The following is a 10,436-nucleotide window of genomic DNA, read 5'->3' as shown; positions in this document are numbered from 1 at the left end:
AGTCAGGGTAGTTTTACCGTGGTCAACGTGGCCGATAGTACCAACGTTAACGTGCGGTTTTGTACGTTCAAATTTTTCTTTAGACACGGCTATATTCCTTACTCTTGTGCTCTCCCTTCATAGAGAGAGCACGGGATCATTGTGTTTAAACCAGTGGCTTATTTGCCACGAGCTTCAATAACGGCCAGGGCCACGTTATTTGGCGCATCATCATACTTCAGGAATTCCATGGAGTAAGATGCACGGCCTTTGGTCAGTGAACGCAGCTGAGTTGCATAACCGAACATTTCGGAAAGCGGAACTTCAGCATGAATCACAACGCCAGTAGCGTTAGATTCTTGGCCTTTCAGCATACCACGACGACGGCTAAGGTCACCGATGACGTCACCGGTGTTCTCTTCCGGAGTTTCTACTTCAACCTTCATGATCGGCTCAAGCAGAACTGGTTTCGCTTTCTTAAAGCCATCTTTGAAGGCGATAGAAGCGGCCAGTTTAAACGCCAGCTCGGAGGAGTCGACATCATGGTAAGAACCGAAGTGCAGACGCACGCCCAGATCGACTACCGGATAACCCGCCAGTGGACCAGACTTCAGCTGTTCCTGGATGCCTTTGTCAATCGCGCCGATGAATTCACCAGGAATTACACCGCCTTTGATTTCGTTGACAAACTCGTATCCTTTCGGATTCGTTCCAGGTTCTAATGGGTACATGTCGATCACAACGTGACCATACTGACCACGACCACCAGACTGCTTAGCGTGTTTACCTTCAACATCGGTAACTTTCGCGCGGATAGCTTCACGGTATGCAACCTGCGGCTTACCGACGTTAGCTTCAACGTTAAATTCACGACGCATACGGTCAACCAGGATATCCAGGTGAAGCTCACCCATACCTGCGATGATTGTCTGGCCAGATTCTTCATCAGTCCAAACGCGGAATGATGGGTCTTCTTTTGCCAGACGGCCCAGAGCCAGACCCATTTTTTCCTGGTCAGCTTTGGTTTTTGGTTCTACCGCAACGGAGATTACCGGCTCAGGGAATTCCATGCGTTCCAGGATAATCACATTATCCGGATCACACAGGGTATCACCTGTAGTCACGTCTTTCAGACCGATCGCAGCAGCGATATCGCCCGCACGAACTTCTTTGATTTCTTCACGCTTGTTAGCGTGCATCTGAACGATACGACCCAGACGTTCACGCTGAGATTTCACTGGGTTAAATACAGTGTCACCTGAATTGACGAGACCGGAATAAACACGGAAGAACGTCAAGTTACCCACGAATGGGTCAGTAGCGATTTTGAACGCCAGAGCAGAGAACGGCTCTGAATCGTCAGAATGGCGAACTGCCGGAGTGTCTTTACCGTCGTCCAACAGACCGTTGATAGCTTCAACGTCAGTCGGTGCTGGCAGATACTCAACAACAGCATCCAGCATTGCCTGTACGCCTTTGTTTTTAAACGCAGAACCACAGGTAACCAAGATGATTTCGTTGTTCAGAACGCGCTTACGCAGAGAAGTTTTGATCTCTTCTTCAGTCAGCTCTTCGCCACCAAAGAATTTCTCCATCAGCTCATCAGAGCCTTCAGCTGCGGACTCAACCAGTTTCTGACGCCATTCTTCAGCCAGTTCTTGCATGTTGGCAGGGATTTCTTCGTATTCGAAGGTAACGCCCTGATCAGCTTCGTTCCAGTTGATAGCTTTCATCTTCACCAGGTCAACAACACCGGTGAATTTCTCTTCCGCGCCGATTGCCAATTGCAGTGGCACCGGAGTTGCGCCCAGACGTTTTTCAATCTGGTCAACAACTTTCAGGAAGTTAGCACCCATACGGTCCATTTTGTTAACGAACGCGATACGAGGAACTTTATATTTGTTTGCCTGACGCCATACGGTCTCAGACTGTGGCTGAACACCACCAACAGCACAGTAAACCATTACCGCGCCATCAAGAACACGCATGGAACGTTCAACTTCGATGGTGAAGTCAACGTGCCCTGGGGTGTCGATGATGTTGATGTGGTGTGGTTCGAACTGCTTAGCCATACCTGACCAGAAACAGGTGGTCGCAGCGGACGTGATGGTAATACCACGTTCCTGCTCCTGTTCCATCCAGTCCATGGTGGCTGCGCCATCATGCACTTCACCGATTTTGTGGTTTACACCGGTGTAGAACAGAACACGTTCGGTAGTGGTTGTCTTACCGGCGTCGATGTGAGCACTGATACCAATGTTACGGTAGCGCTCAATGGGTGTTTTACGAGCCATTTGATTCCTCTATAACTAGGACGTTCAAGTTCAGTTAACCCAAGCGGGTTGGCTTCTTGAAGCGCCCGCTTGGTTAGCATAACTACAGCGAAGTGATTACCAGCGGTAGTGGGCGAACGCCTTGTTGGCTTCAGCCATACGGTGAACGTCTTCACGTTTCTTAACTGCAGTACCTTTGTTCTCTGCAGCATCAGAAAGTTCGTTCGCCAGGCGGAGAGCCATGGATTTATCACCGCGTTTACGAGCAGCTTCAACGATCCAACGCATTGCCAGAGCATTACGACGAACCGGACGGACTTCAACTGGAACCTGATAAGTAGAACCACCTACGCGGCGGGACTTAACTTCGACAGTCGGACGAACGTTGTCCAGAGCGACTTCGAAAGCTTCCAGGTGGCCTTTACCGCTACGTTGAGCCAGGGTCTCAAGAGCAGTGTAGACGATTGCTTCTGCAGTAGATTTTTTACCATCTACCATCAGAATGTTTACGAATTTTGCCAGCAGTTCGGATCCGAACTTAGGATCTGGCAGGATTTTACGTTGACCAATGACGCGACGACGTGGCATGGAAATACTCCGTTGTTAATTCAGGATTGTCCAAAACTCTAAGAGTTTATTTTGACAGTAAAGTGAAAATGTTTGGCCTTACTTAACGGAGAACCATTAAGACTTCGGCTTTTTAACGCCGTATTTAGAACGAGATTGCTTACGATCCTTAACGCCTGAACAGTCCAGCGCGCCACGGACGGTGTGATAACGCACACCTGGCAAGTCTTTTACACGACCGCCACGGATCAGGATCACGGAGTGTTCCTGCAGGTTATGACCTTCACCGCCGATGTAGGAGGTAACTTCAAAACCGTTAGTCAAACGCACACGGCAGACTTTACGCAGTGCGGAGTTTGGTTTTTTAGGGGTGGTAGTATATACACGAGTACATACGCCACGTTTCTGCGGGCAAGCTTCCAGCGCTGGAACGTTGCTTTTAGCAACCTTCGTAGAGCGTGGTTTGCGTACCAGCTGATTAATTGTTGCCATTAAAAAGCTCCTGGATTTTGGTTCATAAACTACTTTGTAAACGCGTGATAAATCGCCCCACAAAAAGCATTAGCTAATATGGGGACGCAGAATTTTAGGGCTGACCTAAGAGGGTGTCAAGAAATATACAGCACATCGTTGATTCACCATGCTGTTTGCTGGGTGTGTTTCTCAGTCAGCGCGACGAATCCAGTATAGTCGATCAACGTTATTTTGTGCGAAATTTGACCAACCAATCCTCTGGCCGCCAGATCCTCGCTGAGGACATAGACTGACTGAACATGCTGACTCAGCAGATCACAGGCTTCACTGTCATGGAGCGCCGCGAGTACTCCATCCTGCATCAGCAAAAGCGCGTCATCCGATGCAATCATCTTAAGAAGCAATGAAAAATCACAATGTTGCGGAGAACTGGAAAGGGTAAAAAGCATGGGATTTCCTGATTTAAAACGTCATCACCACATCGTAACTCGCCAGCCGGTCGCGGATTTCAGCCACAGACAGCGGCTCAACGTCCAGCACCCATTCATGCCCGGCAGATAAACCGCGAGCCTTCAGCGACTCGGTGCAGATAAAGCACTGGTCGACATCATAAAGGGGCAGCACACCGAACGTGGCGATATAATTACGGGCCAGAATTTTTTCAGGCTGCTGCGCAGGCATCAGCTGAAAAACGCCGTCTGCCATAAAAAAGACGCCGATATCTTCGGTAAGCGCTGAGGTGGCAAGCAGCGCATCGAGACCTTCGCGCCCGGCGGAAGAACCGTGCGGCCCTTGCGTGAATATAAACGCTACCTTCTTCATTATTGTTCTCTGCAATAGCACATCAGAACTGCACCATACGATCACAGGTCAGCGAAGCTTCAGCAAGGCTGCCCAGGCCGGTCAGATGGAAACCCGGTTGCAGGTTAGTCTGACCGTGCCCCTGATTATGGGCTTCCGTTTCGTCAATCACACCGCGACGCAAAGCCGCAGCAACACAAACATTCAGCACCACCTGATGATCGGCTGCCATTCTCTGCCAGGATCTCACTAAATCGAATTCATCGGAGGCTGGCGCAGAAAGCAGGTTGCCGTTCAGTACGCCTTCGCGATAGAAAAAAACGCTGTTGAGCTGATGCCCGCTCGCAATGAGCGCCAGTGCGAACTGATACGCCGCACTGGCTTGCTGAGTTCCATACGCCGGACCGGTTACCAAAAGGCAGTAGCGGAGCTTCAACGTTCGTTCCCCACCAGGTCACCACTTTTAAACTGGCGGATATATAGATATACAGTGTGCTTAGAAATATTCAGACGGTCAGCCACCTGATTAATGGCATCTTTAATATCAAAAATACCTTTTTCATAGAGATTCAACACAACCTGGCGGTTCTTCGCATTGTTAGAAACATTGCGGTCCGCATTCACTTCTTCAATGGTGAATTCCAGCGTCTGAGCGACCAGATCGTCAACCGACGACGCGAAGTTCACCGAAGAAGCGACTTCCTGCGTTTCCGGCGGCATGAAGGTCTGAATGATCTGCGAGAAAGGCACATCAAGATTCATGTTGATGCACAGCAGCCCGATGACACGCTGCTCACGGTTGCGGATGGCGATAGTCACCGACTTCATCAGCACACCGCTTTTAGCACGGGTGAAATAGGCTTTGGAGACATTGCTGTCAGCACCGGTCATGTCATGTAACATGCGCAGCGCGAGATCCGTAATCGGTGAGCCGATTTTGCGGCCGGTATGTTCGCCATTGGCGATGCGAACCGCAGAGCATTTCAGATCTTCCAGTGAATGAAGAACAATTTCGCAGTGCTCACCAATCAGCATAGCAAGCCCGTCCACCACGGCCTCGTATGAAGACAAAATTTCATGGTCGACCTGGCTGAAAGGACGTTGGTCCAGCAAATCCAGATCGCCGGTTTCGCCAGTTATAAGCGAATTAGACATCGAAGCTACCACCCTCTATATCGCGCCTTCCAACGGGAGTCAGAGCGCATTATTCATCGTTCCAGGGTCGTTACTGTATCAAAAGTACAGAAAAAACGGCCTTGCGAGTATATGGATCTGTGACGTTATGCCGGGCAGACAAAAGCGTCAAGTTATCATCATAGAGTAACCGCAATAAAATGAGGGGCTGGTTCAAATAAAAGTTACTGACGAAAAAAAACCGCCGCATTAAGCGACGGTTTCATGCAGCAACTGTGCGGTAGCTTAGTTAGCTTTCGGCGCAGCTTCGGCTTCAGCAGGTTTTTCAGCAGCTTTTGGATCAGCTTTTGGATCAGCTTTTGGCGCTGCTTTCACGTCCAGCAGTTCAACATCGAACACCAGAGTGGAGTTAGCCGGGATCCCCGGGACGCCAGTTTTGCCGTAAGCCAGTTCTGGTGGGATGACCAGCTTGATTTTGCCGCCTTTCTTGATGTGTTTCAGGCCTTCGGTCCAGCCTGGGATAACACCGTCAAGACGGAAGGACAGTGGCTCACCACGAGTATAAGAGTTATCGAACTCAGTCCCGTCGGTCAGGGTGCCTTTGTAGTTAACAACAACGGTATCACTGTCTTTGGGCGCTGCGCCGGTACCTGGTTTCTCTACCTGATACAGCAAACCAGATTCAGTTTTCTTCACGCCTTTTTCTTTGGCGAAATCAGCACGGAATTTGTCGCCTTTGTCAGCGTTAGCTTTAGCGTCCTGCTCCATTTTAGCCTGTGCAGATGCTTTCACACGGCCTTCGAAGGTTTGCAGAGTTTGCTCGATTTCCTGGTCAGACAGTTTGCTTTTGTTTGCAAACGCGTCCTGAACACCGGCGATCAGCTGGTCTTTATCGAGTTTGATGCCCAGTTTTTCTTGTTCTTTCAGTGAATTGTCCATGTAACGGCCCAGAGATGCACCCAGTGCATACGCTGCCTGCTCGTCATCACTTTTGAACTTGGTCTTATCTGTTGCTGCCGGTGCAGCTGCAGCGGCTGGCGCAGGGGCAGCAGCGGCCGGTGCTGTGGCTTCAGCAGCCATAACCTGAGTGGCATTCAGGGCGATCGCCATGGTGGTTGCCAGCAGAGTTACTTTAAACAGTGATTTCATCCATTTCTCCAAGACCAGAAGTGTGTGACCTCTGGTAATAATTACGAAAGTTCGGCGGTTACTATAACTGTCCGTCTCACGACAAAACAATCTCTATACACGCCATTAGCGTCTTATTCCGACCTTTTTTGCATCAATTAGTTTCCTAAAATTATCAGGGCGTACAGATAAAGCGCCGCAGGTCAGGCAATCAGGCGGGTTTACGGGTAGAATCGCCGGTCTACAATACAGAATGAGGTTCCGGTCAGCGCTCAATCTGAGAGGCTTGAGACGCACAATGAGGGAATGATGATGGACTCAAACACCGTTGAACAACGTCTGGAGATGCTGGAGAACAAGCTGGCTTTTCAGGAAATTACTATCGAAGAGCTCAATCTGATCGTCACCCAGCATCAGCTGGAAATGAGCAGATTGCATGATCACCTGCGCCTGCTGACAGACAAGCTTCGCGCCAGTCAGCCGTCAATGATTGCCGATCAGTCGGAAGAAACGCCGCCGCCGCATTATTGATGCTGTTTCGACGCAACAAAAAGGCGCCCTTCCGGCGCCTTTCGTTTTTATCGCTTTGCAGGCAAAGTGATCAGTGGCAACCACAGCCGCCGTTGCCGCCACAACCGCCTTTTTTACCGTGATCATGACCGTGGTCGTGATCATGGTCGTGGCCGTGACCACCGCAGCAACCGTCACCGTGTTCATGGTCGTGACCATGATCATGGCCGTGTTCGCCGTGAACGTGGCCGTGAGCCAGTTCTTCTTCAGTCGCTTCGCGGATAGCAACAACTTCAACGTGGAAGTTCAGATCCTGACCCGCCAGCATGTGGTTACCGTCAACCACAACGTGGTCGCCGTCAACTTCAGTGATTTCGACAGGAACCGGGCCCTGATCGGTGTCAGCCAGAAAACGCATGCCAACTTCCAGCTCGTCAACGCCCATGAAGACGTCTTTCGGTACGCGCTGAACCAGGTTTTCATCGTAGTTTCCGTAAGCGTCGTTTGCGCCTACATGCACATCGAACACATCACCAACAGCATGACCATCAAGTGCAGTTTCCAGACCGGAGATCAGGGAACCATGGCCGTGCAGGTAATCCAACGGTGCGCTCACCGGAGATTCGTCAACCAACACACCGTCTTCTGTACGTACCTGATATGCCACACTGATGACCAGGTCTTTTGCTACTTTCATGATAACTCCTACCGTTGGATACTCAATTTGTTGTCTGCGAACGTTTCGGGAACGATCGCTACTTCGCTTAAGGCTAATTCAGTGACGGCGTCTTTTGGATGAGATCATCCTGAAAATCACCGCCGGATAAATTTGGCGAAGAGTGTAGCGGAAATCCGCGTCTCTGTACTGAACAGCATAAAAAAACGCGAGCGATAACGCTACTTCGGATCGAAAATACCAATCACCTGCTCTTCCGGGCGCAGCTTCTTACTGACCTGCGCGTCGGTCTGCCGCTGGTGGTGTCCGCACTTCACGCACTCCACCACTTCGACCTGATCTTCCTGCCATAAAGCCAGTGTATCCATCGCCTTACATTTCGGACACACCGCACCAGCGATGAAACGTTTACGGGTAGACGCCATGTTAATTCTCCTGAAATTTTCGACATTGCTTCCGGTCATTTTTCATTCGGACGGCACAAAAAATTTTCGTCTGCCGGACTATTCATCATCGTCCCAGCCGTCAAGCTGACGCCGTTCGTTGTGCATTTCGCTCTGGAAGATATCTTCCAGCTCACGCCGCGCTTCTTTCACGCGGGAAATCTGCGCCACGTCGCCGCGGTTTTGCGGCACCAGTTCACGCAGCATCCGCATATCAAGACGGCGGAAATGCTGCTGAGCACGGTAGGCGCTGTGCGGATGCATGCCCAACGTCACCAGCGCCTTTTTCCCTAACTCCAGCGCACTGGAAAACGTCTCGCGGGAGAAGTTCGCCACACCGGCCTGCAACAACTCATGTGCTTCAACACGCCCCCGGGCGCGGGCAAGAATATTCAGATGCGGAAAATGCTGCTGGCAAAGATGCACGATGGTCATCGTATCTTCCGGCTCATCGCAGGTAATCACGATCGACTTCGCTTTTTCCGCGCCAGACGCCCTGAGCAATTCCAGTTCAGTTGCATCGCCGTAATACACTTTGTAGCCATAAGTCCGCATCAGCCCGACAGCGCTGATATCGCGCTCCAGCACGGTAATCCGCATTTTGTTCGCCATAAGCAGACGGCCAATCACCTGCCCGAAACGCCCGAACCCGACAATAATCACCTGCGGTTCATCATCCTGCACAAAGTGTTTTTCATCGCTTTCTTCACCGTCGTTGTAGCGGCGAACCAGAATGCGATCCACCCACTGCATCAGCAGCGGCGTGGTCATCATTGATAACGTCACCACCACCAGCAACAGCGAAAGCTGCGAGGAAGAAATGACTTTCTGCGCCCCCGCAGCCGAGAACAGTACGAAGGCAAACTCCCCGCCCTGACTGAGAACGGCAGAAAACTGCAACCTAACCGACGTCCGCAATCCAAAAATCCGCGAAAGCGCGTAAAGCACAGCGCCTTTGACGGTCACGAGAATAATGACGCCCGCCAGCACCAGCAGAATATGGGTGTAAAGCACGCCGAGATTGAGCGCCATGCCGACGGAAATAAAGAACAGTCCGAGCAGTAAACCCTTAAACGGCTCTATCGCGATTTCCAGTTCGTGCTGATATTCACTTTCGGCCAGTAAAATACCGGCGATGAACGTTCCGAGCGCCATCGAAAAGCCCAGCGTATCCATAAACAGCGCGGAACCGAGGACCACGAGAAGCGCCGCCGCCGTAAAAACTTCGCGCACGCCGGAGGCCACAATCAGCCGGAAGATTGGCCGCAGCAGATAGCGCCCGCCGATCAACATGCCGCCGAAAGCCAGCACTTTCATGCCGATCATTTCCCAGTTATTGCTGCCTTCAGAACCGCCCGCAAGAATGGGGATCAGCGCCAAAGCTGGGATCACCGCGATATCCTGAAACAGCAGCACGGCAAAACCCAGCTGACCACCTTCATTACGCGTCATGCCCTTGTCGCGCATCAGCTGCAACGCCATCGCCGTTGATGACATCGCCAGCCCGATGCCGCCGATCACCGCCGCCTGCCAGGAGAATTTCGTCAGCCACAATAAACCGCCGAGCACCAGCGCGGTCAGAATCACCTGCCCGGCGCCGACGCCAAAAATTTGCCGCCGCAGCGCCCACAGTTTTCCCGGATTCAGCTCCAGCCCGATGATAAACATCAGGAACACTACGCCCAGCTCGGAGAAATGCAGAATTTCATCGACGTCGCGGATAAAGCCCAGCCCCCACGGGCCGATGGCGATCCCGGCCAGCAAATAACCGAGCACCGCGCCAATCCCTAAACGCTGGGCAACAGGAACTGCAACCACGGCCGCGAATAAAAACAGCAAGATCGCGGCGGGTAAATTTGAACCGTCCATCAGGCAATCCCTCCGTTCGGCAGCGGGGATTTCAGCCATTCGCCATAAGCTTCGGCGTGGCTTTGCAGCACATCAGGTTTCTGACGGCGCGCCCAGTAAATGATAATCGGCGTCATCCAGTGCATATGGCACATCGCCGACGTCAGCTCGAACGGACGCATAATGTCGGACATCGGGTAACGGTTATATCCGCCCGCTTTATACGCCCCTTCCGGCTCGCCGGTGGTCACAACCGAACGCCAGTATTTTCCGTTCAGCGCATTCCCGCCAGCACCACTGGCAAAACCACGCGCCAGAACGCGATCCATCCACTCTTTCAGCAGCGCCGGGCAACTGTAGGTATAAAGAGGATGTTGGAAAACAATCACTTTGTGGTCGCGGAGCAATTGCTGCTCGCGATGAATATCAATAAAAAAATCAGGATAGTGAGCGTACAAATCATGCACAGTGACATGTTCGAGCTGCTGGGCTTGTTGCAGTAAAACGCGGTTGGCGACCGAATCGGGTGATTCCGGGTGAGCGTAAAGCAGCAAAACCTTTGGTGGCTGCGACATCAATACCTCCAAAGCGTCGTCAGGGTGC

14 protein-coding genes are annotated in these 10,436 nt (G+C 51.5%); 1 reads left to right on the top strand and 13 read right to left on the bottom strand.

Annotation, left to right across the window (positions count from 1 at the left end):
• The 9 genes from J8X26_RS05290 to fkpA form a co-directional block, all read right to left on the bottom strand.
• On the bottom strand, positions 1 to 87 hold an 87-nt coding region (locus tag J8X26_RS05290), incomplete at its 3' end, for a GTP-binding protein (RefSeq protein ID WP_002436303.1).
• A 71-nt stretch (positions 88 to 158) separates the two neighbouring features.
• Positions 159 to 2,273: an elongation factor G gene (gene fusA / locus J8X26_RS05285; RefSeq protein WP_152327473.1), complete on the bottom strand. Its 2,115-nt coding sequence runs from the start codon at positions 2,271 to 2,273 to the stop codon at positions 159 to 161.
• Between the two features lie 96 nt (positions 2,274 to 2,369).
• Positions 2,370 to 2,840 carry a 30S ribosomal protein S7 gene (rpsG, locus tag J8X26_RS05280; RefSeq protein WP_005969574.1) on the bottom strand — a complete coding sequence of 157 codons (471 nt, stop codon included), beginning with the start codon at positions 2,838 to 2,840 and terminating at the stop codon, positions 2,370 to 2,372.
• A 96-nt stretch (positions 2,841 to 2,936) separates the two neighbouring features.
• Positions 2,937 to 3,311, bottom strand: coding sequence for a 30S ribosomal protein S12 (gene rpsL / locus J8X26_RS05275; protein ID WP_013573668.1), 375 nt, complete (start codon positions 3,309 to 3,311; stop codon positions 2,937 to 2,939).
• 143 nt (positions 3,312 to 3,454) lie between these two features.
• A complete protein-coding gene (gene tusB, locus J8X26_RS05270) occupies positions 3,455 to 3,742 on the bottom strand; it encodes a sulfurtransferase complex subunit TusB (protein WP_208950323.1) in 288 nt (95 codons plus the stop codon).
• Positions 3,743 to 3,755: 13 nt separating this feature from the next.
• On the bottom strand, positions 3,756 to 4,115 hold the full coding sequence (gene tusC, locus J8X26_RS05265) for a sulfurtransferase complex subunit TusC (RefSeq protein WP_152327475.1): 360 nt from the start codon (positions 4,113 to 4,115) through the stop codon (positions 3,756 to 3,758).
• A 22-nt stretch (positions 4,116 to 4,137) separates the two neighbouring features.
• Positions 4,138 to 4,530, bottom strand: coding sequence for a sulfurtransferase complex subunit TusD (tusD, locus tag J8X26_RS05260; protein ID WP_208950322.1), 393 nt, complete (start codon positions 4,528 to 4,530; stop codon positions 4,138 to 4,140).
• Positions 4,527 to 5,249, bottom strand: coding sequence for a transcriptional regulator (locus J8X26_RS05255; protein ID WP_165061123.1), 723 nt, complete (start codon positions 5,247 to 5,249; stop codon positions 4,527 to 4,529). The genes tusD and J8X26_RS05255 overlap by 4 nt, the downstream gene beginning before the upstream one ends.
• 264 nt (positions 5,250 to 5,513) lie before the next feature.
• Positions 5,514 to 6,377, bottom strand: coding sequence for an FKBP-type peptidyl-prolyl cis-trans isomerase (gene fkpA / locus J8X26_RS05250; protein ID WP_208950321.1), 864 nt, complete (start codon positions 6,375 to 6,377; stop codon positions 5,514 to 5,516).
• Positions 6,378 to 6,668: 291 nt separating this feature from the next.
• On the opposite strand from fkpA, the gene J8X26_RS05245 reads away from it, so the two are divergent.
• Positions 6,669 to 6,887: a protein SlyX gene (locus tag J8X26_RS05245; protein WP_112288598.1), complete on the top strand. Its 219-nt coding sequence runs from the start codon at positions 6,669 to 6,671 to the stop codon at positions 6,885 to 6,887.
• Positions 6,888 to 6,957: 70 nt separating this feature from the next.
• On the opposite strand, the gene slyD is transcribed toward J8X26_RS05245, so the two are convergent.
• The 4 genes from slyD to kefG form a co-directional block, all read right to left on the bottom strand.
• A complete protein-coding gene (gene slyD / locus J8X26_RS05240; RefSeq protein WP_152327477.1) occupies positions 6,958 to 7,563 on the bottom strand; it encodes a peptidylprolyl isomerase in 606 nt (201 codons plus the stop codon).
• A 200-nt stretch (positions 7,564 to 7,763) separates the two neighbouring features.
• A complete protein-coding gene (locus J8X26_RS05235; protein ID WP_104923594.1) occupies positions 7,764 to 7,967 on the bottom strand; it encodes a YheV family putative zinc ribbon protein in 204 nt (67 codons plus the stop codon).
• A 78-nt stretch (positions 7,968 to 8,045) separates the two neighbouring features.
• Positions 8,046 to 9,854 (bottom strand): glutathione-regulated potassium-efflux system protein KefB, encoded by a 1,809-nt coding sequence (gene kefB, locus J8X26_RS05230; protein WP_152327478.1) that lies wholly within the window; start codon positions 9,852 to 9,854, stop codon positions 8,046 to 8,048.
• Positions 9,854 to 10,408 (bottom strand): glutathione-regulated potassium-efflux system ancillary protein KefG, encoded by a 555-nt coding sequence (gene kefG, locus J8X26_RS05225; protein ID WP_101077422.1) that lies wholly within the window; start codon positions 10,406 to 10,408, stop codon positions 9,854 to 9,856. The genes kefB and kefG overlap by 1 nt, the downstream gene beginning before the upstream one ends.
• Positions 10,409 to 10,436 lie beyond the last annotated feature (28 nt).

This window comes from Rahnella sp. ChDrAdgB13 (assembly GCF_017655185.1).
GTDB classification, from domain to species: Bacteria; Pseudomonadota; Gammaproteobacteria; order Enterobacterales; family Enterobacteriaceae; genus Rahnella; species Rahnella contaminans.
This window is presented reverse-complemented; position numbering and strand designations above follow the sequence as displayed.

What these genes read in the sequence shown, in the direction of transcription:
- fusA (WP_152327473.1), bottom strand. Translation starts at nt 2,273, where the DNA reads ATGGCTCGTAAAACACCCATTGAGCGCTACCGTAACATTGGTATCAGT.
- rpsG (WP_005969574.1), bottom strand. Translation starts at nt 2,840, where the DNA reads ATGCCACGTCGTCGCGTCATTGGTCAACGTAAAATCCTGCCAGATCCT.
- rpsL (WP_013573668.1), bottom strand. Translation starts at nt 3,311, where the DNA reads ATGGCAACAATTAATCAGCTGGTACGCAAACCACGCTCTACGAAGGTT.
- tusB (WP_208950323.1), bottom strand. Translation starts at nt 3,742, where the DNA reads ATGCTTTTTACCCTTTCCAGTTCTCCGCAACATTGTGATTTTTCATTG.
- tusC (WP_152327475.1), bottom strand. Translation starts at nt 4,115, where the DNA reads ATGAAGAAGGTAGCGTTTATATTCACGCAAGGGCCGCACGGTTCTTCC.
- J8X26_RS05255 (WP_165061123.1), bottom strand. Translation starts at nt 5,249, where the DNA reads ATGTCTAATTCGCTTATAACTGGCGAAACCGGCGATCTGGATTTGCTG.
- fkpA (WP_208950321.1), bottom strand. Translation starts at nt 6,377, where the DNA reads ATGAAATCACTGTTTAAAGTAACTCTGCTGGCAACCACCATGGCGATC.
- J8X26_RS05245 (WP_112288598.1), top strand. Translation starts at nt 6,669, where the DNA reads ATGGACTCAAACACCGTTGAACAACGTCTGGAGATGCTGGAGAACAAG.
- slyD (WP_152327477.1), bottom strand. Translation starts at nt 7,563, where the DNA reads ATGAAAGTAGCAAAAGACCTGGTCATCAGTGTGGCATATCAGGTACGT.
- J8X26_RS05235 (WP_104923594.1), bottom strand. Translation starts at nt 7,967, where the DNA reads ATGGCGTCTACCCGTAAACGTTTCATCGCTGGTGCGGTGTGTCCGAAA.
- kefB (WP_152327478.1), bottom strand. Translation starts at nt 9,854, where the DNA reads ATGGACGGTTCAAATTTACCCGCCGCGATCTTGCTGTTTTTATTCGCG.
- kefG (WP_101077422.1), bottom strand. Translation starts at nt 10,408, where the DNA reads ATGTCGCAGCCACCAAAGGTTTTGCTGCTTTACGCTCACCCGGAATCA.